This window comes from Thiomicrorhabdus indica, assembly GCF_004293625.1.
GTDB lineage: Bacteria > Pseudomonadota > Gammaproteobacteria > Thiomicrospirales > Thiomicrospiraceae > Thiomicrorhabdus > Thiomicrorhabdus indica.
In genome coordinates, this window is sequence record NZ_CP033040.1 from 2660670 (window position 1) to 2683497 (window position 22828).

Below are 22828 nucleotides of genomic sequence, written 5' to 3' on the forward strand. Positions count from 1 at the left end.
TCTATGACAACCTCTTCTCAAATCCCTCCTAAAAAAGTCCATCTTGTTCTGGGATCAGGAGGGGCTCGAGGGCTTTGTCATATTGGAGTCATTCGTTATCTAGAGGCAAATGGATTTGAGATTTCTGAAATTACCGGCTGTTCAATGGGAGCTCTGATTGGCGGAATCTATGCTGTAGGAAAACTCGATGACTACCAACAATGGGTAACCAGCATCAGTAAATTAGATGCCATTAAATATTTAGACCTATCTCTCAATTTTAAAAGTGGCGTTATCAAAGGCGACAAGTTAATGCAACAACTGGGTAATTGGATTAAAGATGAAAAGATTCAAACACTTTCCATTCCATTTACAGCCGTCTCAGCCGATTTAAAATCCCAAAGCGAAGTCTGGATCAATAAAGGCCCTCTGCTGGAGGCCATTCGTGCTTCTATTTCTGTACCCGGAATTTTTACGCCAGTCACAAAAAACAACAAGATTTTAGTCGATGGTGGTATTCTCAATCCATTACCAATCCCTCCCAAATCCTTGGAAAAAGATCAAATTACCATTGCAGTGAGTTTATCCGGTCGCCGTCTCAATCAACCTTTAGGCGAAAGTGAAGCACTTAGCCAGACATCCAAAGCCCAAGACTCAGACATCGAATCCAATACAAAACTCCAACTCGCTTGGCAGAAGTTAAACACCTTCTTCCAGTCAGATAGCGCCGAATCCTATTCCTCAAATGAAAACCCACTTTCCATTTCCGAAATCATGATGAGCATGTTCAACACCATGCAAGACACGCTCACACGTTACCAAATCGCTGGAACACCACCAGACATCCTAATTGAGATTCCGACAAACATCTGTAATTCACACGATTTTCATCGTGCTAATGAATTGATACCGGCCGGTGAATACTGGGCTAAAAAAGCCATTGAAGAGCAAGAGCACCTTCTGCACGAAGTGACCTTGTAATATCTTCCTTAACTTTAGCTATGCAGTCGATTCTGAATAACCCGTTTAATTTATGGCAAAGCCAGTTATTCAGAGTCGATTATTTATGGGTTTATCGCCTTAAACATCAAAGCGGTTAAAAAACCCAATAAGGTTACAAAACCGACAATTGACCCCGCCTTTGCAAAAGACTCTGGCAACATCGTTTCAGCAATCACAGTCAACATGGCACCTGCGGCTATTCCACTTACTATAGCGATGTCCGATTCACTTGAACCACTAAAAAACACACTTCCAAACGCGGCGCCCAAACCCGTTAATAGCGTTAACGAAAACCAAGCGATAAAAATACGCCGATGTGAATACCCTTGTGCACGCATACTCGCAGAGCTTGATAAGGCTTCTGGATAGTTTGATAGAAATAATCCCGCAATCAAACTTAAACTCAAAACTCCATGACTAGTGATATGCGCACCAATCGTCAAGGACTCAGGAATCCCGTCCAGAAAAATACCTAACCAAATCGCTAAATACGGCGCAACATGATGTTTTGGTGGCGCATTCAAACCCATTAAGTCAGGCAACTTATGAGCCTCTAATGACTTCACCGCCTGTTTGTGCCAATGAGTCGCTTCAATCTCTGAGACCTTTTTATCTTTTAACAGATAATCTCTGACTTCTTGCGCTTGTAAATAACGCTTTAAACCCTCTGAAATTTTTGGATACTGCACCATTAAACATTCAAAATCATCGCGAGAAATCTGCCAATAACCGACATCTGTTTTAGCAATCGCGGTGCTCAATCGAATGCCTCCAAGCAAAAACGCTCGGCTACTAAAGAAACGACCCGAGCCTAAGTACGCGGGTTCAGCAAGTTTTTCCTGAGGAAAAAATAACTCAACTTCTCCATAATCTAACAAAAACCAGTAATCGCCCATACTATGATTTTTATACAAACATTCGCCTTGTTTACGTAAACGATAATCAAACTGACTCACAATCGCTTGTTTTTCTTTTGGACTTAATTCCTCAAACAGCGTAAAAAGCTGTGATTCAGATTCACTTTTCAGCAACGCAGACTGAAAAAACTCAACATTCAGAGTATTTGTTGGCCCTTTTCGCACGATTCGACCAAGCTGATGATATTGCTGAATATGGTTTTGAACCTTATTTAAATGATGGTCTGCAACATCAATTGACATATTGTGCCGTTGGCAAAGGTAATGCATCATTTCTGAATTACAATCGGTAGCTTGTGGAAGTGCATCGATATAATCAGGCTGTGGTTCTTGATAATACTCTCTAAAAGCCTTTAAAGCCGCCGGTGAACTCTCTAAAAACTGATTAAATGCTTCTCTAGAAATCTTCCAAACTTCAGCATTTTCTCCGACGACTGCTTGCGTAGCATTCGGCATTCGTGTAAAAAATGCCATGCGCCCGAAGACATCGGAGGCTTCCAACTCAATAAACGTTTTTAACTGACGTTGTGGATCTTGAAGACGAATCGTTCCTGAATGAATCAAATAGAACGCATCATGTAAATCACCTTGTTGATACAAAACCGTTTTAGCAGAAAACTCTTCGATTTCAATAAAAGACAGCAGCTTTTGCTTATCCTCTTCGGGTAGTTTTTTTAAAAAGGATAGACGATTAATAGAGGTTAAAAACGCTAACTTTTGGCGCTTCTGCTTTTGCTGCATAAACTGGAGGGTCGTGCCCGTTTTACGCAAAAAGCCTCCCCAACTATTTAAGTGCTGGTTTAAATACAAATATACAAGACTACCTATAACCGCCCCTAAGCTAACCTGCCAATAAAGCGCATTGGCAATCGCAGGAGCAAATAAATCGACTGTCAATGCAAACAATAGCGCCCCTGCACCAAACGCCATTAATAACGCGATGATTCGTGAGGACGGTTGCCAAAAACGAATAGTCAAAGCCCCAAGCGGCAGTGAAATGGCGCTGATAATACCAATCCAAAACGCTAGCCAGAAAGTTGCCTGTATCGATTCCAACATGAGTTTTACCCTTGTCATTTTTACTTAGATCGATTGTACCCTGTCTGCTACAAAACTCAGTGATACATTTATGATAAAGAAACACTCTCGCCATTAAGACTTTAAAAGTTCACTGTTTACTCCGACCTTCTCTAATGGACAAAGCACTCGACAATAAAATCTATCAGGTAATCAAAAATATCGAATTGCCCCCACCATAACCTGCTCCTATAGTAACCAGAATTTTGAATCATCCAACACTTGCGAGGTTTCTGATGATACCTTCCCATTCGTCCATCTGGAGTCGAACTAAAGTCTCGACTCTAAGCAATTTACTGCTAGTTATGATGTTGATTACAGGCATTTTCTTTACCAGTGCTTTTGCCTATCTTGGAAACGCTATTGATGACATTTCCGAGCTATGGCAAACAGTCCAAAGCCAATCTATAGCGAATCAAATGGTTAGCCAAGCTCTAAGCAAAGAAATACAGACCTTACAACAAACCAATATAGTGCTCTTAGGATTTGTACCCATTGCCGCTGGTTTTTTCTTTATTCTTATGTATGCCACACTGATTCATAAAATAGTTAGGCCACTGAAAGGTTTAGAGCAAGGCATTGTTGACATAACCAGCCGTAATGATTTTCACTTGCGAATTGAACAAAAGCACCACGATGAGATTGGCATTGTCATTCAGCGCTTTAATGTGCTCGTTGATTCCTTAGAAAAAAATTTCGACTCTTTTAGCCATGCCTTAGAAAAAGTCAGTAACGGTGATTTTTCACAGCGCTGTCGACTTGAAGCCAGAGGCGACTTGGAAAAGATAAAAGACCGCCTTAATTCAACCTTTGATAGCGTCGAAGTAACTATGACCTCTCTGCAAGACGTTGCGCATGGCATTGCCAATGGAGACTTTAGTGTTCGAGTCGATGAAAGAGTTAAAGGAACGATCCGAGATAAAGTCGATCATGCAATGAATTGTATGTCGACGATCATCGATGAAATCAGTCAATTAATGCAACAGTTAAACCAAGGGGATTTCAGTGGTCAAATCCAGTGCGAAGCCTATGGACAGATGGCTGATTTAAAGCAACATATCAATGAATCTATCGCACACATTGCTATGGCCATACACTCTTTTAGTGAAGTCGTCGCAGCACAAGCTTCGGGAGACCTAACCAAAGAATTACCCAAAGAACGCTTCAAAGGCCAACTGCTCGATTTATCAGACGCAATCAATTATTCCATTTTCAAATTAACGAAGTCGTTGAAATGGTCATTGATACTTCAGAATCCGTTAACCTTTCATCTGACAAAGTAGCACAAGGCTCTTCAGAAATTAACCTTCAAATGCAAGAACAAGCGAAAACAGTTGATAAATCCACAAGCACAATCGAAGACCTCAATCGTTCAGTACAGACCAATATCAGTAATGCCCAAATGACCACACATGAAGCGAATTCTGTCACGCAAAAAGCGCAACAAGGTCATCAGGTAATGCAAAAGACCATTGAGGCCATGCAACGCATTCAAGAATCCAGCAAACAAATTGCTGAAATTGTTACCTTGATTGATAGTATTGCCTTCCAAACAAACCTACTGGCTTTAAATGCAGCTGTCGAAGCCGCCAGAGCTGGCGAACATGGGCGAGGTTTTGCGGTTGTCGCTGGCGAAGTTCGTAACTTAGCGCAAAAGTCGGCAGATGCTGCCCACGACATCAAGCAACTGATTGAATCGAGTGTCAGCCGAATTGACCAAGGGACTGAACTCGTCAGTCAATCAGGAAATGCCTTGGCAGATATTAACCGCTCGATTGAGGAAATCAGTGTTCAAATCGCTAAAATCTCTGTTGCATCCGAGCAACAAGGTCACGGGGTTATTCAAGTACAAGAAGTGATTAATATGGTCAATCATTCAACTAAAACAAATTCTCAAATGATTTCTGAGACCCAGAATGAATCAGAAGAGCTACACAAGTTAGCCAAAAACCTACGTGAATACATCACTTTTTTCACAATTCGGCGTCAAGAAGAAAAAACAGGAACAAACGTCCTCCCTCCTCCAGCAAGAAATAAAACCTAAATTTTCTTAGGGCGGTTCAAGCCATTTTAGCTCTGCTGACTTTTTTCTTTTGGTTCATCCTCTTTTTTTACCGGCCGGTCAAATTCATCGTCATCCATTAAAATACGATGTGCTTGACCATCCATATCATCAAAAAAACCTTTTTTTGCCATCCAAATAAACGCCACGACTACTAAAAATCCAAATATCAAAACAAATGGAATTAAAACGTAAATCACATCCATAACTTATCTTCCTATACAAGGGGAGCTTTTGAACTCCGTGCTGACTCAGAGACCTGGTGAACAGCCTGACGTTTACGCATGGCTTTTTTACTAAAAAAGCTGCGAATTCGCGCAGCATTTCCAATAACCACTAGCGAACTCAATGGCATAGTAATCGCGGCAATTAACGGGGTTAAAGCACCGCTCATCGCCAATGGCACCATGATAATATTGTAAGCAATAGAGCTGGCAATATTCTGCTTCACGGTACGTAAGGTTCGATTTGATAACGCAATCGCCGTATCAACCGACAGCAACTGGTTATTCATTAACACAATATCAGCACTTTCCATCGACACATCGGTTCCAGAGCCTAGAGCGATTCCAACATCAGCACGAACCAAAGCTGGTGCATCATTAATACCATCACCAATCATCACAACTTTTTCACCATTGGATTGTAGTCCTTGAATAGTGGTGTTTTTATCTTCTGGCAAAACTTCAGCAATCACATTCATTCCACCGAGTTTTTCAGCAACTTGCTGCGCAACAACCTGCAGATCTCCACTCAATAAGGTCACTTGCTTGCCTTGAGCTTTCAAACGAGCAATCAATTCAACCGCATCTTCACGAAGTTCATCTTCAAGATATAGAACACCTTGAACTTTGGCGTTCTTAGCCACCCACACGGCAGTTTGCGCTTTTTGAGCTCTCTGTAAAGTGTGCTCTCTCAAATCAAAAGACAATTCAATATCCTCTTCTTCAAACCAGCGAGCTGTACCAATGTGCCATTTTTCGCCTTCCACAGTTCCTGTCACGCCTTTTCCAGGAAAAGCTTTAAAATGCTCAACTTCCTGCAACTGGCTGACACGCAAATCTTCTTGCTGACAAATTGAATCAACTAAAGCTTGAGCCAAGCTGTGTTCTGAACGGTTTTCAATACTGGCAACCGCTTTAAAAGTGGCTTTCTTACCGGCCGGTGACAAATGATTTTCCGCTTCAAACCTAGCTAACTGCATTTTTCCTTTAGTCAACGTTCCAGTTTTATCAAAAACAAAATGGTCCATATCGCGAAGCGTTTCTAAAACCGTGCCATTTTTGACTAAAATCCCATGCCGAGCCGAAACCCCTGAAGCCACAGCAATAGCCATGGGTGTGGCCAAACCAAACGCGCAAGGACAGGTAATAATTAGCACCGCTGTAGCCGTCATAATTGCAAATTCGATATCCGCATTAAACAGCCAAAAGACAAAACTAAAAGCCGCCAAACTTAAAGTTACAGTGACAAACCACGGCATGATTTTATCGGCGGTGCATTGAATCGGGGCTTTGGAGCCTTGAGCTTCTTCTACCATGTGCACAATACGTCCAAGCTGAGTATTTTGTAAAATTGATTCAACCTCAACCATCATGCTGCCATCGACATTCAATGTACCCGCTGCCACTTTTGAACCTGTTTGTTTGCGAACTTCACGTGATTCACCACTGAGCATGGACTCATTCACTAATCCTTCGCCTTTTATGACTTGGCCATCTACAGGAAATTGTTCACCCGGTTTGACTAAGATTTGCATACCCTTAATTAAAGCTCTAACCGGCACAATTTTTTCTTCACCATCTTGCAGGCTTCGGGCAACTTTTGGCTGTAACTCCATTAGTCTTCGAGACGCATCCACCGCCTTGTTTTTGGAAATTGCTTCAAGATAACGCCCTATAAGCAACAAAAACATAAAATCAATTAAGGTATCAAAATACACATCACCAACATTCTCTGGATGAAGAGTGACCCACACCGAATACAAATAGGTCGTCAGCATTCCCAAACTAATCGAGACATCCATTCCAACAGTTCGCCCTTTCAAAGAAGTCATAGCTCCTTGAAAAAACGGTTTTCCAGAATAGGCAAGAGTAATAGTGGCAATGACTAACTGAATCCAATGAAAATAATTTCGGTATTCAGGGTCTTCATTCGCTCCCGTGTAAAGAGCAACAGAGAACCACATCGCATTCATCATTGCAAAACCGGCAAAACCAAGTCGATAGAGCAAATCACGATTAGCCTTTTTAGTGGCCGCTTCACTGACTGATGCATCGTAAGGGGTTGCATCGTAGCCAATACTATTCAAAGTTTTGATAATGTCGGATAACTTTACTTTCGAGTTATCCCAACGCAATTTGATTTGCTTATTGGTAAAGTTCACCCTAGCCATAAGAATGCCATCGGTTTTCGCCAACGTATGTTCAATTAGCCAAACACAAGCAGCACAATGAATCGTCTCCGACATCAAAGTGATTTCACGACGATCACCCAGTTCATTTACATACTGCTCTTGAACTTCGTCATAATCATAAAACTCAATGTCTTTGTTCGGTGCAGGTGGCGGTGAAAGCAACTCACCTTCTGGGGTTCGCTGATAAAAGCTCTGCATACCAGACTCATAAATCACTTCACAAACCGAAGCACAACCATGACAACAGAAAGAGCGTTCTTCGCCCTCAATTGGTTTCAGAATCAAATCCCCTTCAGGAATCGCTTGCCCGCAGTGAAAACAGGTTTGTTGCATAGTTAGTAAACTCTCAAATACAAAAAACGCCGAAATCTCGGCGCTTAAAATTAACGATTGGAACTTATAGGTACTGACAAAAATCGCTAGGGCATTGCGCAAAGGGCTTTAATTGAGAAGCTAAGCACTGCTTCCACAGGGTAAATGAGCAACAACTCATGGTGAAAAGTCTTTTGCAGCCTGCCATATAATCTTTTACAAACTCGCTATGGCACAGCGAAAAAGGCTTTTGTCGAGAAACGTAGCGGAGTTTACATAAAGTAAATGAGCAGCGTATCGCAGAAAAAGTCTTTTGCAGCCTGTCATAGTAGAGTTTTATTCTGGATCCTGAACCATGATTGAACGCCCAATACTATAACGGTTCTCGCCTTGCGTCACTTCCATAATCAAATCCCACTTTCCTTTGGGCGTTAAAGTGAAATCTGCAGTATAAACCCCTTTTTCACCGGCCGGTTGTAAAGGTAGTTCACCATCTAGATCTCGATCTGACGGACGATAGTAATACAGAACGGCTGTCTCAACATCCATGGCATTGCCATCTTTATCCAAAACACTTACCACGACTTTTTGCGGCTTTCCTTCAGACATCAGTGGCAAATCAACATTTAGCTGCCAACCCAAAGTTTCCATCCGTTTTCGTTCAGCAAGAATCTTATCCATATTCTTACCTTTCTCGTAGAAATCCTCAATCACCAGCCCTGGGTTAGTAACAATTGCCATACTGACCATGAAAAAATTGACGGCTAACACAATCGTTAAGATCGTCACCCAAGCTATAACGAATGGGTTCTTCCAAACATTACTCCAATCTCGCTGATCCTTTTTATCAGCCATATTCAATCCTTTAATTTATTGCAGGTACAAAAAAGCCCCACTAATGAAATTTTGATTAGAGGGGCATTATAGCGATTAGCCAGTCAAGCTGTCTTAAAAAACACTGACTTGGCTATAAGCAAATTAAGGGCTTAAACCTAGCGGACTTTTGGCCCAATAAACACACTGTCATAGGTTGTATTAATTTGTGGATTATTTACATCTTCAACATGAATCTGAATCGGTGTATTGGTATCCGTCAGCTGTTTACGGGGAATTTGAACAAACAAGGTCGCAGTTCCAACATTCCCAGGCTGAATTTGAATATTGTCAGCCACATCCACTTTCATACCTTCAGGACCCGTTACATGAACTCGAGCATGCATTATTTCAGCACCTTTGTTCACAATTTTCAAAGTCCATTTATTTTTGATAGAACCATCACTCATTTGCATAAACAGAGGTGAACGTTCATGGAGAGCTTTCACATCAATCGGGCTCATGCTTAAAAGCCCCCATACAATCATAATTGCCGCAAAAGACATAATAAATGAATAAACAATCACACGAGGTCGCTTCCAGATGGCTGGTAGCTTTTTGCCTGTAAACTCTTGCAAAGAAGCGTAGCGAATCAGTCCTTTAGGTTTTTTGATTTTTTCCATGACTGAGTCACAGGCATCAATACAAAGTCCACAAGTGATACAGCCAAACTGCTGCCCACGACGAATATCGACTCCGGTTGGGCAAACAGCTACACATAGATTACAGTCAATACAGTCACCCAATTGCGGAGCCTCTTCTCCAGGCTTAGGTCGTTTCATACGACCACGAGGTTCACCACGGTCTTGATCATAGGTAGGTACCACAGTCTGCGTATCAATCATCGCACCCTGAATTCTTGCATAAGGACAAAAACCAATACAGGTTTGTTCACGCAAAAAACCTGCAAAAAAGTAAGTTGCGAACCCTAAAACAAGAACCGTCGTAGTTTCAACACTGCCCCATTCAAAGGTAAAAAGACGTGCCCATAAATCGATCGCATCGGTAAAGTACGCCACAAAACTGAATGACGTAGCGAAACCAATCAACAACCAAATCAAATGCTTTGGTGCCTTGATACGAATTTTCTCGAAACTCATTGGCGCCTTATCAAGCTTTTGACGTTTGTTTGGCTGTCCTTCAAACTTTTCTTCAATCCAAGTAAACACATCTGTCCAAACCGTATGAAAACAGAAATACCCACACCAAAGTCTACCAGCTATTGCAGTTGAGGCCGCAAGCAGCAACGCAAAGAAAAGCAAAATCATCGCAAGAATCCAAATATCTTGCGGAAGAATTGTCAAACCAAAGATATGGAACTGTCGATTCGCTAAATCCCATAGAATCGCTTGCTGACCGTCCCATCGAAGATAAGGTCCCACAAATAAAATAATCCAGAAGGAAGCCACCAACCATTTAAACTTTCTAAAGTTCCCAGGAATACGTTTGGCATGCACCGTTCCTTCGGTATGAATCGGAAGCAATTCAACCCCGATATTTTCGAGATTTTTATTACTAGTTTCAACGCTTAGCTTATCGAGGACGTTGGAACTCGTACCGTCTTGCGCGGCGTTTTTTTCATTTTCGGACATATCGCAATCCTTGCTTAAAGAGCCAATTGGAATTTAAAAAATTTACTATACCGTTATTTGGACAGCGAAAACTTAACTGGAATTAAATTCCAATGAACTTTCCATGAAATTCGCCAACCACATAAAAGATTCCACATTCTAAACAGGGCTTAGGGGTTTCACGAGATAAAATTATTTATTACAAAGCTTTTAGTCTGTTTATCAAAACATCACAATCAATACCGGCCGGTATTTTATTAAACAAATTTTAAATACAAAAAAACCCGAACAAGTCGGGCTTTAATGTTCAGTGCGTGCAAAATTACTTTTGCTCGTCTTCCTTGTCTTCCATGCCTTCCATACCACGGAAAGCCTTATAACCAAAACCAAGTAGGGCTACGATTGAAAGTACCAGAGCGCCAATTGAACCCCATAGTACCCAGTCATTATTTAAATCACCCATAATCGACTCCTTTTCATTGAGAGTTTGGAACGAATTAAAGGAGGAACCCCCCCTTTATTCATTGCTTACTGGCCACCGCCTAACTGGTGAACATAAACAGATAGACGCTTGATGTTAACATCTGCATCTGGCAAACGTTCTTTGAACGAAGGCATGATTGCTTGGCGAGTTCCTTCAATGTACTTACCATCTTTCTTAACGTTAACACCATAAGTTACTACGTTCTTAACCATCTCTCTGATTTTTTCTTGATCAGTTTCATATGGATTACCGAAACGCCAAATTTGGTCAGTAAGGTTTGCCGCACCTGCAGGTGCAAGAGGCTTACCAGCTGGACCGTGACAGGCTAGACACATGCCTTTTGCATAAACCGCTTTACCGGCAGCAAAAGCAGCATCATTACCCTTACCTTCAGAAAGTGCAACAACGTAATCTGTTACTTGATCAATTTCTTCATCAGTTAGGTTACCCATCATTCCTTTCGCAGGCATATTGCCTACTCGGCCTTGGATTAGAGAGGCTTCGATTTGTTTGACGTTTCCACCCCACAACCAATCATCATCCGCCAGAACGGGGAAGTTAGGGTTACCAGCACCACCAGCACCGTGGCAGGCTGCACAGTAGTCACCAAAGAGTACTTTTGAAGTTGCTACCGCATAATTCTTAAGCTCTTCATCTTTCAAGATTTGATCAACTGACATGGCTGCAAGCTGCTCTTCTTTATCTGCGAACTTCGCAACACGCCAATCTTTAAGAACCTTATAGTCTTCTTTGTACTCTTCAATTTGCGTCCAGCCAGTTAGACCTTTCGTAAATTCACCCGTCTTATCCGTTAATGGAATTACTGGATAATAGAGTGTGTAAAAGATGATCATGATAAAACCAGCGTAGAACGATAGCATCCACCATAGTGGCGGTGGGTTATCTAATTCACGAAGATCTTCATCCCAAATGTGACCAGTATTCCCTTCATCTGGCCATGGGTTATGACTTGCCATTGTTATTTCTCCTCAGAATGATCGGAGCTGTTGAGCTTCCAACAGTCTCCTAGTCGTCATCATTAAGAATTTTATATTTCTGCTCTTCCATCTCTTTACGTTTCGATGGACGCAGGGCTATCCAGAATGTAATTGCCATTCCTAGGAAAACCAAAACCGTAATGATCAATCCAGCCCAATCTTGGCCAGTCATGGCTGACCAGTCAGTGCTGAAATAACGTTCTAAACTACTCATTATTCACGATAAACTTTGCTGTCATCCAGCTTAACCATCGTTCCTAAGACTTGCAGATAAGCAACCATTGCATCCATTTCTGTTTTGCCTTCAATTGCTTTGTCTGCGTTTTCAATTTCTTCATCTGTATATGGAACACCCAGAGTACGCATGACTTCTAAACGTTTTTTCATATCACGTTTCGTGCCGAAGAAATCTTGTGAAACCATGTTGTCTGACAACCAAGGATAGGCTGGCATAACAGATTCTGGTACCAAATCTTGTGGACGAATTAAGTGCATAACATGCCATTCATCCGAGTATTTACCACCAAGACGTGCTAAATCAGGACCTGTACGCTTAGAACCCCATTGCATTGGGTGATCATACATAGACTCAGTTGCTAAAGAGTAGTGACCGTAACGCTCACGCTCATCACGGAACGGACGAATCATTTGCGAGTGACAAATATAACAACCTTCACGAAGATAAAGATCACGACCTGCTAACTCAAGAGGTGTGTATGGACGAACCCCATCACCTGCTTTCCAGTCAACAAGCTTCTCGTTACCGTTTTTATCAATCGTATAAAGTGTTTTGTCAGAGACGATTTTACCGTCTTCTTCCGTAAAGGTACGTTCCCAAACCAATTCTGGGAACTTTTCATTTTTGGCATTACCGTATTTATCGGTTTGTTCTGTATAGTCGACTGCTGATTTCAAATAAAACAGCGGAACGATTTCTACGATCCCTGCGATAGATACTGCCAAAGCGGTAGCAAGAAATAATCCGAAGATATTTCTCTCTAAACCGTCTTGTAAATTCTTAGGCTTATCATCATGGTTTGACATGAGTTTTTGCTCCTCAACTCATTAATTCCGTTTTCTGCACCCCTGTAAAACAGAGGTGCACACTACGTTATGGATTAAGCAGTTGCTTCCACTGGTTTAGACGCTTTCGCGTTTGCCATACGGATTGTCATGACTACGTTATACAACATAACTACCGCACCAGAGAAGAACAACAATCCACCGAAGGCACGCATTGCATAGTAAGGATGCATTGCGGCAACAGATTCAGCGAAAGTATAAGCCAGAGTACCGTACTCATCATAAGCACGCCACATTAGACCTTGCATGATACCTGATACCCACATCGCAACGATGTAGAAAACCGTACCAATTGTCGCCAACCAGAAGTGGAAGTTAATTAACTGCATTGAATACATTTCAGTGTTCCATAGCTTCATAACCATGTGGTAAAGCGCACCGATTGAAACCATTGCAACCCAACCCAAAGCACCAGAGTGAACGTGGCCAACCGTCCAGTCAGTATAGTGAGATAGAGCATTTACAGTTTTCGCCGCCATTACTGGACCTTCAAAGGTCGACATTGCGTAGAAAGCCAAAGCAATAATCAAGAAACGTAAAATGTAGTCCGTACGTAGTCGGTCCCATGCACCTGAAAGTGTCAACATACCGTTAAGCGCACCACCCCATGAAGGGATAATCATTGCAAGTGAGATTACCGCACCCAATGAACCAGTCCAATCTGGAAGCGCTGTATATTGCAAGTGGTGAGCACCCAACCAAACATAACCAAACATCAGTGCCCAGAAATGGATAACTGACAGACGGTAAGAATAGATTGGACGTTGTGCTTGCTTAGGCACGAAGTAGTACATGATTGCAAGGAAACCAGCAGTCAGGAAGAAACCTACCGCATTATGCCCCCACCACCATTGAATCATCGCATCTTGAACACCAGAGAATAGTGAGTAAGAGCGGAACAATGAAACAGGAATTGCAAGGCCGTTAACAACATAAAGGTAAGTGATCGCAATCATCATACCCATGAAGAACCAGTTCGAAACGTAAACGTGAGAATGAGTCTCTTTGTTACGTGACGCGATTGTCATGATGAAGTTAAAGGTATACAAAGTCCAAACAAGCGCGATTGCAATGGCAATCGGCCACTCTTGTTCATGATATTCCTTACCAGTTGTCATCCCTAAAGAGATAGAAACAACGGTCAACAATAGACCAATCGTAAACAAAATTGCAGTCCACCAAGCCATTGAATTACTCCAAAGCTTGACACCGTTAGTACGCTGTACTGTATAGAAGGCAGTTGCCATCAAGGTCATACCACCAAATGCGAAGATTACCGTATTCGTATGCATTACACGCAAACGAGCAAACGTAATTTCAGCAATGTCGAAGTTCAACGCTGGCCATGCAAGCTGTGCTGCGGCAAAAGTACCCATAAAAGTACCCAATACCAAAAACGCAATTGCACCCACCGTTAAATACTTGACTACGCCATTATCATATTGAGGCTTAGCTATCGTATCCATTAGTCGGATTCCCCTATATAGTCTAAAGTTTGTATGCCTGAATTCACTGAAGACAGTAAAAACAGAAAACGTTGCGATTATAACGTTAGCCGCCTCCCCAATCCTCAAAAACGGCGAAAAACTTGCCCAGCATCAATGCTTTATTCAATTTTTCTCAATTTTTGATTCAATGAACGCAGACAAACTGTTCAAAAAAAACTTTCGTATTCTGCCAAAATTCGCCCTAAGTTGCACGCCAAAAATTATTTATAGCCCGATATTACAAAAAGCTTATATTGGCTATCCTGTTGAGCTAATTCAACTTTTTAACACTCCAAATGGTATAAATTTTCTTACCGGCCGGTATATAAAACCTGACACACTGAACGCTTAAGCATGTCAAATCAAGGTTAATTCAGTTATTATATTGCGATTAATTTTCACAGGACTTAGTTAGATGCGCACAGCAACCGTAGAACGTAACACCTTAGAAACCAAAATCAAAATCAGTGTAAATTTAGATGGTGAAGGCACTGCAAAATTCGATACGGGCGTCCCGTTCTTTGAGCATATGCTTGAGCAAATTGCTCGTCATGGCATGATGGATATTGAAATTAACGCTGACGGAGACCTGCATATTGATGACCACCATACAGTGGAAGATGTAGGCATCACCCTTGGTCAAGCAATTGCGCAAGCCATTGGTGACAAAAAAGGCATTACTCGTTACGGCCATGCCTACGTGCCACTTGATGAAGCTCTATCACGTGTCGTGATTGATCTGTCTGGCCGTCCAGGTTTAGAGTTTCATTGCGACTTCACACGTGAACAAATTGGCTCTTTTGAAACCCAACTGGTTCTGGAATTTTTCCAAGGCTTTGTAAACCATGCCAATGCGACACTTCATATCGACAATATCCGTGGTTATAACGCTCACCACCAAGCTGAAACTATTTTTAAAGCATTTGGTCGCGCCCTTCGCATGGCATTATCTGAAGACGCACGCATGGCAGGAAAAATGCCATCAACCAAAGGAAGTCTATAATGAATCAACGCTTAGTCGCCGTGGTTGATTACGGCATGGGCAATCTCCGCTCTGTATCTAAAGCCGCTGAACACATGGCCGATGACCAGACACGCATTGTAGTCACTCAGGATCCACAGGTGATTCACGATGCTGATTCGGTGATTTTCCCAGGCCAAGGTGCAGCCAAAGCCTGTATGCAAGCACTAAATCAGACAGGCATGGCAGAGCCTATCAAGCTAGCAGCCAAGGAAAAGCCATTCTTAGGCATCTGTATGGGATTACAAGTCCTAATGTCACACTCCGATGAAAACAGTGGCATTAATTGTCTGGACATTTTTAAAGGCAATGTCACGCAATTCAATTTAAGTGAACACCCAACCTTAAAGATGCCACACATGGGATGGAATCAAATATCACAGACACAAGACCACCCTCTTTGGCACGGAATTGAACAAGACAGTCGCTTCTATTACGTACACAGCTACTATGTTGTCCCAGAAGACAAAAACACTATTTATGGCGAAACCACTCACGGCCAGACTTTCCCAGCCGTTTTGTGCGATCACAATCTATTTGCCATTCAAGCGCACCCAGAAAAATCTGCTGACGCCGGTCTTCAACTATTTAAGAATTTCTTATCTTGGAACGGTCATTAATCGTTCAAGTATTCAAAGTTTAAAAGGTCTATAAGATGTTATTAATCCCAGCAATTGATTTAAAAGATGGCGAATGTGTTCGCCTACGTCAAGGCGTAATGGAAGATGCCACCGTTTTCTCAGGCGACATTGTCGCAATGGCTAAACGTTGGGTTGACCAAGGTGCACGTCGTTTGCACATGGTTGATTTAAACGGTGCTTTTGATGGCAAACCAGTCAATGACAAAGCAGTTTACCAAGTCCGTGAAGCCTACCCTGACCTACCAATTCAAATAGGCGGCGGTATTCGTGATCTTGAAACCATCGAAGCCTATTTAAAAGCAGGGGTTAGCTACTGCATTATCGGTACTAAAGCCGTTCACAACCCAGAATTCGTTGCAGAAGCTTGTAAAGCTTTCCCTGGACATATTATGGTTGGCTTAGATGCAAAAGACGGCATGGTCGCAATTAATGGCTGGGCAGAAGTCACCGACTACGAAGTTAAATCTTTGGCAAAGCAATTTGAAAACGATGGTGTTGAAGCGATTATCTATACGGATATTGGTCGTGACGGCATGATGCAAGGTGTCAACACCGAAGCGACACAAGCCTTGGCAAAAGCGGTCAATATCCCAATCATCGCGTCAGGCGGCATTACAAACTTGGACGATATTCGCAGCCTTTCAAAAGTTGAAGCTGACGGCGTGACCGGTGCAATTACCGGCCGTGCAATTTATGAAGGCTCTTTAGACTTTAAAGAAGGCCAAACACTTTCTGATGAATTGGCACCAAAGGCATAAATCAATGGGTTTAGCAAAACGTATTATTCCCTGCCTTGATGTTGACAATGGCCGCGTGGTAAAAGGCGTGCAATTTGTTGACATTCGCGACGCAGGAAATCCGGTTGAAGTCGCCAAACGCTACGACGAGCAAGGCGCAGACGAAATCACTTTCTTAGACATTACCGCGACTTCTGACGGTCGAGGCACCACGATTCACATGGTCGAAGAAGTCGCCAGCCAAGTCTTTATTCCACTCACAGTGGGCGGCGGCATTCGTAAAGTTGAAGATATTCGAACCATGCTGAACGCTGGTGCTGACAAGGTCGCGATTAATTCTGCAGCGATCTACAACCCTGAATTCGTAAAAGAAGCCTGCGATGCATTTGGTTCACAATGCATTGTATTGGCAATCGATGCCAAAAAAGTTTCTGCCGAAGGCAAACCCAATAAGTGGGAAATCTTCACTCATGGTGGTCGCAAAGAAACAGGAATTGATGCAGTCGAATGGGCACAAAAAATGGAAGCTTATGGCGCCGGTGAACTGCTGGTCACCTCAATGGATAGAGATGGCACCAAAAGTGGCTTTGACAACGAACTGATGCACGCGATTACCTCAAACGTAAAAATTCCAGTGATTGCTTCCGGCGGTGTCGGCAAACTCGAAGATTTAGTCGATGGCGTCAAAATCGGCGGTGCAGAAGCGGTGTTAGCCGCTTCGATTTTCCATTTTGGAGAACATACAGTACAAGAAGCCAAACAGGCTATGGCCAACCAAGGTATTGAGGTAAGACTGTGAACGATAAAACCATCCTTCAGCAACTTGATGACGTGCTTGAAGCTCGTAAATCAGAAGCAGCCGATAAATCTTATGTCGCAAGTCTTTATGCAAAAGGCACTGAAAAAATCCTGAAAAAAATCCAAGAAGAGTCACTTGAAGTTGCCATGGCAGCAAAAGATCATGACCACTCAAACCTTGAAAAAGATAAAGAGCATCTTATTTATGAAGTAACCGATTTATGGTTCCATAGCTTGGTATTATTGGCACACAAAGATATCTCTTCAGATGCGATTACAGAAGAATTTCAACGTCGTTTTGGTTTATCCGGCCATGACGAAAAAGCCAGCCGAAGTGATTCATAATTCTACTAGAACTTGCTACAAAAGACTTTTATCTGCGATACGTTGCTCATTTACTTATATGTAAACTGCGCTCCGCTTCTCGACAAAAATCTTTTTCGCGTTTGTTCTAGCGAATTCTGAAAACACTTTTCTAAAAAACTTACCGGCCGGTATTATTTACGATTTATAGGAAGGAACCCTCAATGAATCAAGAAAAATCAATTTTTAGCAAAATCATTGACCGCGAAATCCCTGCGGATATTATTCATGAAGATGAAAAGTGCATTGTCATTCACGACATCAACCCACGAGCACGCATACATTTATTAGTGATTCCTAAAAAACCTATACCCACCCTATTTGATTTAGGCCCTGAAGACAAAGACATCATGGCTCACATGATGCTGCTACTTCCTCAGCTGGCAACCGCACAAGGACTCGATGGATTTCGTACACAAATCAATACCGGTGAATCAGGCGGACAAGAAGTTTTCCATATTCATATTCACTTACTTGGAAATTAGATAAACATTGGCGTAATATTCAGTTATAACTATCGCACAATCACTCAATTTAGAGGCTAGCTTTGAAAGAGCAGGGAAAACTTTGAATAGATAAGTTTTTTTTGTGCAAGCGATTTAACGAATTTGCTATCATTAGCGGCCGCTTATATTCAGGATCGACTAACATTAAGATCCTTTACTAACATTTGGAGTAAAAAATGGGAATCAGTATTTGGCAACTTCTAATCATTCTAGCAATCGTACTTGTACTTTTCGGTGCAAAACGTTTACGAAATGTAGGAAGTGATCTTGGCGGTGCAATCAAAGGCTTTAAATCTGCAGTAAAAGATGAAGAAGAGAAAAAAGACGACACTAAGCAAGCAAGCGTAGAAAACAAAACAGACGACAAAGATGGTAATGTTTTCGATGCAAAAGCTGAACAGAAAACACCTGAGAACAAAGACAAAGCATAACTTTTCAGTAAGTTTTTTGGGACTAGGTATACTCCATGTTTGATATCGGCTTTTTAGAAATAATGGTCATTTTGGTGATTACGCTTTTGGTCATAGGACCCGAGCGTATGCCAGAAGTCGCGCGTAAAATCGGCAGTTTTATTGGAAAAATGCGCCGGTTCGTCAATTCGGTCAAAGCCGAAGGAGAAGTAGCGGAAACCATTAATGACTTTAAAAAGTCAATTGACTTGGAAGAGCAAAAAAAACAAATCTCCAGTATTTCGGATGAATTGAACAAAGGTCTGTCTGTTGGCTTGGACAACGTCAACATGGACGAGCTTCAACGACCTTTTGCGCAAAACAAAAACGCAGAGACTGAAGCGGATGAGTCGGAATCGGTTGCATCCAGCCAATTTAACAAGGCACCAATTCAACCACAAATACCGACACAGGCACCAACTTCAGCCCCTCAAAAACCTGAAGAATCGACAACTGATACAACAAAACCTACTGAATCAGTAAATTCTGTGCCTTCTCAAGCAGCAAAAACACCAGCCGCTTCAACTGAAGCCGCTCAGACAAAAGAAACCACTGCAAAAAGCGAATAGCTTGCAATTTTGTAAAGACGGATAACTATGAGCGAATCTGCGCTACCACCAACGGATAAAGAGATGACGCTGGTCCAACATTTGTTGGATCTAAAAACTTCCTTGACCCGTGGTATTTTGGCAATCATTGTATTTTTCTTGGTGTTATTCCCATTTGCCAATGAAATCTATGTCTATATTTCCGAGCCGTTGACTCGCTACTTACCGCCTGAAACCAGCATGATTGCTACAGGTGTTGCGTCCCCGTTCTTAACACCCTTTAAATTAAGTTTCGTACTTGCCATCTACTTGGCAATGCCTTACTTACTGTATCAACTATGGCGCTTTATCGCTCCAGCGCTATACACCCATGAAAAACAACTGATTGGGCCGATTCTATTTTTTAGTTCATTCCTGTTTTATGCTGGTGGAGCTTTCGCTTACTATGTTGTTTTCCCACTGGTATTTGGATTCTTATCCACGGCCGCACCGGATGGCGTGACGGTTGCTACTGATATCGCCGCCTATCTCGATTTTGTTATTAAAATGTTTTTCGCATTTGGGCTCTCTTTTGAAGTCCCTATTATCACGGTTTTGTTAATTCTAACTGGCATGACAAAACCTGAAAAACTCGCTCATGCTCGTCCTTACATCATTGTCGGCGCTTTCATCCTTGGAATGCTACTGACTCCACCCGATATCATCTCGCAAACACTTTTAGCCGTACCAATGTGGCTGCTGTTTGAAGTGGGATTAATCATTGGTGCTTATGTATTGAAAAAACGCGGCATTAAAGATGATGACGAAGATTATGACAAGGATCCAGACCCTTCTCCGAACTCGCCATCACCAAATTCAGGCTCATCCTCTAATGCGGTTTCAATGGCACCAAGTACAGGTTCACCTCAAGAGTTTGCCGCTGCCCATGAAAGTAAAGACAGCTCAAAACCTCAGCCAAATCCTGTACCCGATGATATTGAGTTTGATGACCGCTATGCCGATCAAACTGATGACGATTTGGACTGGGATGACGAGTTCGATAAGATTGATGCGCAAATGAATCAACTTGAGCAAGAATACAAAGAGCGAACTAAAGCCGAAAAAGAAGTGGAAAGAAAAGCTCAAGAAAAAGCCCAGGCTCAGGCGGATGGACTGGATGATGACGATGATTTTGAAGAAAAACCATCGAAAACAACCGAAGAAAAATCTTCTAATTCTGCAGAAGATTCTGAAGAATCTACCAAGTCCAAAAATTAAATTAGTTCTTCCATCCTTTTCTCGCGTGCCCGAGAAAAGGATCAAAAGAGGGGCACCCTTCTACGTTCTTGGAATTCACTAAGCTTGCACTGCTATGACTCACAACTCGCTTGCAAGCAAGCTCAAACAAGTTCATCATCAAACGCAGTGCGGCCGCTAAGTGAATTAACCAATCTCTTCGAAAAGGGTAAATACCTCACCTTTCATTTCAAAAGTAAAAGTTTGTCATAACCTTAAATCTCAATATAAAATTAAGGCTAAGGCCTTTTAACTCCTTGTGCAGAGAACAGTTGTGGCGCTTAACGAAGCCAAAAGTTAAGTAAGCCCGCTGTTTGAGTTCGCTTGGGAACGAGTTCGGGCTTACCTTTTGGCAAGTTTAGCAACACTCTGTAAACGTAACAGGAGCTGTTTTCTTTGGTTCGTTTCTTTGCCAGCGCAAAGAAATGAACAAGAAAAAATTGAAAAATAATTTATGTTTATCCGCCTAAGTATTTTCTTGGTTTTCGCAAAACTTAGTATTTCGTTAAGTTTCGCTCAAAGCCCTTTGCAAAATCACCCCAGTGAATATCTGGCGATGCACGCCAAAGACCCAGTTCAATGGCACCTGTGGAACACTGAAACCCTAATCAAAGCCCAACAACAAAACAAACTCATTCTCGTCTCAAGTGGCTATTTTTCTTGTCATTGGTGTCATGTCACCCAAAAAGAGCTTTATCAAAACTCTGAAATTGCCAACAAGATGAATCAACTTTTCATCAATATCAAAGTTGATCGTGAGTTAACACCCGAAATTGACCGGCAAATGATTGATTTTGCGAAACGCATTGTTGGTGCGGCTGGCTGGCCACAACACGTCATTTATACACCGGCCGGTAAACCTTTCGCCGCCTTTACCTATCTTCCCAAAGACGACTTTACAAACTATTTGCAAAACCTTGAAAACCTCTGGAAAACAGAGCAATCGAAGATTGAGCAACTGGCGAGCCGTCAAAATTCCACAAAAACGACAATTCAACCCAATGCCGCCCAATCAATTACCAACCTATCGGCACAAATCACCGATTCGGTAAAAAAGCATATGGATGATTTCAGTGGTGGAATCAAAGGCTCACATAAATTCCCCAACAGCCCGTTGTTATTAAGCTTACTCAAACAAAAAAACTTACCGGCCGGTATCAAAGAATGGCTCAAACTCACACTCAAACAAATGCAATCTCAACATTTGTTTGATCATGTGTATGGCGGATTTTATCGATATACCGTGGACCCTGAATGGCAAACACCGCACTTTGAAAAAATGCTGTATGACAATGCGCAACTCTTGGAAGTGTATCTACGTGCCGCGATGAAATGGCCTGAAAGTGATTTTTTACAAACTGCAGAAAACACTTTGAATTTTCTTCGCAAACATCTGTTTGATGACAGGCTCAAGCTTTATCTAGGCAGCCAATCTGCCTTGGATCAATTTGGCCAAGAAGGTGGCGACTATCTCTGGACCCAAAATGCCCTTAAAAACCAATTATCGATAGCTGAGTTCGAACTGGTTGAAGCTGAATGGAATCTCAACCACACACCGCCCTATGAACTTGGCTTCCATCCCAAACCGACATCAAAGTATTGGTCATCAATTCAGGCAAAACTTCAGAAACGAAATCATAAACAACCGATACCCACTGACAGCAAGGCGATTGTCGCTTGGAACGCACTGTTACTCTCTGCGCTCAATGTCGCAACGGAAATTTCTCAATCACAAAGCTTACCGGCTGGTGAGTTTCCTAACCTTTCAAAAAGCGCACAATTGACCGAGCAATTAGCCAATCGCTTAGCCGAAATCATTCTCGAATCCAATATTCCACGCGCCCTTGCTTGGCAAAATAAACAAGTTATGTCACTTGCCACCGTAACACTAGAGGAAGTCGCTTATGGTTTAAAAGCATTGGCCAAGCTTCCAGAAAACATTACAAGCCCAGTTCATCAGCAAGCAATACAACAACTGTTACAACAAGCACAGAGCTTTTCAGCAAAAACAGGCTGGCGATTTACAACAACTTCACCCCATTATGAATGGCACATTGCCGACAATGAACTTCCCAGCCCAACCGCAATTCTGAACTGTTATCAAGCCCAATCGCCGGCCCTTAAAACCTTACCGGCCGGCAAAGAAATCTGGCAATTTTCTAGCTACCTTAATCATTACAAATAACAAAACCCTGCTACTTTATCCTATCCCGCCTCTTTAAACGAACC

At 42.1% G+C, this 22828-nt stretch carries 23 protein-coding genes; 13 read left to right on the forward strand and 10 right to left on the reverse strand.

Going from position 1 to position 22828, the window contains the following annotated elements; all coding sequences use genetic code 11:
- The first annotated feature begins 3 nt into the window (after positions 1-3).
- Entirely contained in the window at positions 4-960 is a 957-nt protein-coding gene (locus D9T12_RS11635; protein WP_130538327.1) for a patatin-like phospholipase family protein, read from the forward strand.
- An 83-nt stretch (positions 961-1043) separates the two neighbouring features.
- On the opposite strand, the gene D9T12_RS11640 is transcribed toward D9T12_RS11635, so the two are convergent.
- Positions 1044-2957 (reverse strand): cyclic nucleotide-binding domain-containing protein, encoded by a 1914-nt coding sequence (locus D9T12_RS11640; RefSeq protein ID WP_165395114.1) that lies wholly within the window; start codon positions 2955-2957, stop codon positions 1044-1046.
- Positions 2958-3211: 254 nt separating this feature from the next.
- Between D9T12_RS11640 and D9T12_RS11645 the strand changes: the two genes are divergently transcribed.
- Together D9T12_RS11645 and D9T12_RS11650 are read left to right on the forward strand one after the other, a co-directional pair.
- Positions 3212-4258, forward strand: a complete 1047-nt coding sequence (locus tag D9T12_RS11645; protein WP_130538329.1) for a HAMP domain-containing protein — start codon at positions 3212-3214, stop codon at positions 4256-4258.
- Entirely contained in the window at positions 4210-5019 is an 810-nt protein-coding gene (locus D9T12_RS11650) for a methyl-accepting chemotaxis protein (protein ID WP_130538330.1), read from the forward strand. The genes D9T12_RS11645 and D9T12_RS11650 overlap by 49 nt, the downstream gene beginning before the upstream one ends.
- Before the next feature lie 26 nt (positions 5020-5045).
- On the opposite strand, the gene ccoS is transcribed toward D9T12_RS11650, so the two are convergent.
- The 9 genes from ccoS to ccoN form a co-directional block, all read right to left on the reverse strand.
- Complete coding sequence (gene ccoS, locus D9T12_RS11655) at positions 5046-5243, reverse strand: cbb3-type cytochrome oxidase assembly protein CcoS (protein ID WP_130538331.1); 198 nt, start codon at positions 5241-5243, stop codon at positions 5046-5048.
- Between the two features lie 11 nt (positions 5244-5254).
- Positions 5255-7786, reverse strand: a complete 2532-nt coding sequence (locus D9T12_RS11660) for a heavy metal translocating P-type ATPase (RefSeq protein WP_130538332.1) — start codon at positions 7784-7786, stop codon at positions 5255-5257.
- A gap of 315 nt (positions 7787-8101) precedes the next feature.
- On the reverse strand, positions 8102-8620 hold the full coding sequence (locus tag D9T12_RS11665; RefSeq protein ID WP_130538333.1) for a FixH family protein: 519 nt from the start codon (positions 8618-8620) through the stop codon (positions 8102-8104).
- A 137-nt stretch (positions 8621-8757) separates the two neighbouring features.
- Positions 8758-10230: a cytochrome c oxidase accessory protein CcoG gene (gene ccoG, locus D9T12_RS11670; protein ID WP_130538334.1), complete on the reverse strand. Its 1473-nt coding sequence runs from the start codon at positions 10228-10230 to the stop codon at positions 8758-8760.
- Between the two features lie 301 nt (positions 10231-10531).
- Positions 10532-10672, reverse strand: a complete 141-nt coding sequence (locus D9T12_RS12455; protein WP_165395115.1) for a hypothetical protein — start codon at positions 10670-10672, stop codon at positions 10532-10534.
- 65 nt (positions 10673-10737) lie between these two features.
- The gene (gene ccoP, locus D9T12_RS11675) at positions 10738-11670 is read right to left on the reverse strand and encodes a cytochrome-c oxidase, cbb3-type subunit III (protein ID WP_130538335.1); all 933 of its coding nucleotides are present in this window, start codon (positions 11668-11670) and stop codon (positions 10738-10740) included.
- A 49-nt stretch (positions 11671-11719) separates the two neighbouring features.
- Positions 11720-11905, reverse strand: coding sequence for a cbb3-type cytochrome c oxidase subunit 3 (locus D9T12_RS11680; protein WP_240693189.1), 186 nt, complete (start codon positions 11903-11905; stop codon positions 11720-11722).
- Positions 11905-12735 carry a cytochrome-c oxidase, cbb3-type subunit II gene (ccoO, locus tag D9T12_RS11685; protein ID WP_130538336.1) on the reverse strand — a complete coding sequence of 277 codons (831 nt, stop codon included), beginning with the start codon at positions 12733-12735 and terminating at the stop codon, positions 11905-11907. The genes D9T12_RS11680 and ccoO overlap by 1 nt, the downstream gene beginning before the upstream one ends.
- 74 nt (positions 12736-12809) lie before the next feature.
- On the reverse strand, positions 12810-14240 hold the full coding sequence (ccoN, locus tag D9T12_RS11690; RefSeq protein WP_130538337.1) for a cytochrome-c oxidase, cbb3-type subunit I: 1431 nt from the start codon (positions 14238-14240) through the stop codon (positions 12810-12812).
- A gap of 436 nt (positions 14241-14676) precedes the next feature.
- Between ccoN and hisB the strand changes: the two genes are divergently transcribed.
- The 10 genes from hisB (at position 14677) to D9T12_RS11740 (ending at position 22784) form a co-directional block, all read left to right on the forward strand.
- Positions 14677-15264: an imidazoleglycerol-phosphate dehydratase HisB gene (gene hisB / locus D9T12_RS11695; RefSeq protein WP_130538338.1), complete on the forward strand. Its 588-nt coding sequence runs from the start codon at positions 14677-14679 to the stop codon at positions 15262-15264.
- Positions 15264-15902, forward strand: a complete 639-nt coding sequence (gene hisH, locus D9T12_RS11700) for an imidazole glycerol phosphate synthase subunit HisH (RefSeq protein WP_130538339.1) — start codon at positions 15264-15266, stop codon at positions 15900-15902. The genes hisB and hisH overlap by 1 nt, the downstream gene beginning before the upstream one ends.
- A gap of 35 nt (positions 15903-15937) precedes the next feature.
- Positions 15938-16681: a 1-(5-phosphoribosyl)-5-[(5-phosphoribosylamino)methylideneamino]imidazole-4-carboxamide isomerase gene (gene hisA / locus D9T12_RS11705; protein WP_130538340.1), complete on the forward strand. Its 744-nt coding sequence runs from the start codon at positions 15938-15940 to the stop codon at positions 16679-16681.
- 4 nt (positions 16682-16685) lie between these two features.
- Entirely contained in the window at positions 16686-17459 is a 774-nt protein-coding gene (hisF, locus tag D9T12_RS11710) for an imidazole glycerol phosphate synthase subunit HisF (protein ID WP_130538341.1), read from the forward strand.
- Positions 17456-17803 (forward strand): phosphoribosyl-ATP diphosphatase, encoded by a 348-nt coding sequence (locus D9T12_RS11715; protein ID WP_130538342.1) that lies wholly within the window; start codon positions 17456-17458, stop codon positions 17801-17803. The genes hisF and D9T12_RS11715 overlap by 4 nt, the downstream gene beginning before the upstream one ends.
- 182 nt (positions 17804-17985) lie before the next feature.
- Positions 17986-18306, forward strand: coding sequence for a histidine triad nucleotide-binding protein (locus D9T12_RS11720; protein ID WP_130538343.1), 321 nt, complete (start codon positions 17986-17988; stop codon positions 18304-18306).
- 197 nt (positions 18307-18503) lie between these two features.
- The gene (gene tatA, locus D9T12_RS11725) at positions 18504-18758 is read left to right on the forward strand and encodes a Sec-independent protein translocase subunit TatA (protein ID WP_130538344.1); all 255 of its coding nucleotides are present in this window, start codon (positions 18504-18506) and stop codon (positions 18756-18758) included.
- 35 nt (positions 18759-18793) lie between these two features.
- Entirely contained in the window at positions 18794-19345 is a 552-nt protein-coding gene (gene tatB / locus D9T12_RS11730; protein WP_130538345.1) for a Sec-independent protein translocase protein TatB, read from the forward strand.
- A gap of 27 nt (positions 19346-19372) precedes the next feature.
- Positions 19373-20581 carry a twin-arginine translocase subunit TatC gene (tatC, locus tag D9T12_RS11735; protein WP_130538346.1) on the forward strand — a complete coding sequence of 403 codons (1209 nt, stop codon included), beginning with the start codon at positions 19373-19375 and terminating at the stop codon, positions 20579-20581.
- A 472-nt stretch (positions 20582-21053) separates the two neighbouring features.
- Positions 21054-22784: a thioredoxin domain-containing protein gene (locus D9T12_RS11740; protein ID WP_130538347.1), complete on the forward strand. Its 1731-nt coding sequence runs from the start codon at positions 21054-21056 to the stop codon at positions 22782-22784.
- Positions 22785-22828 lie beyond the last annotated feature (44 nt).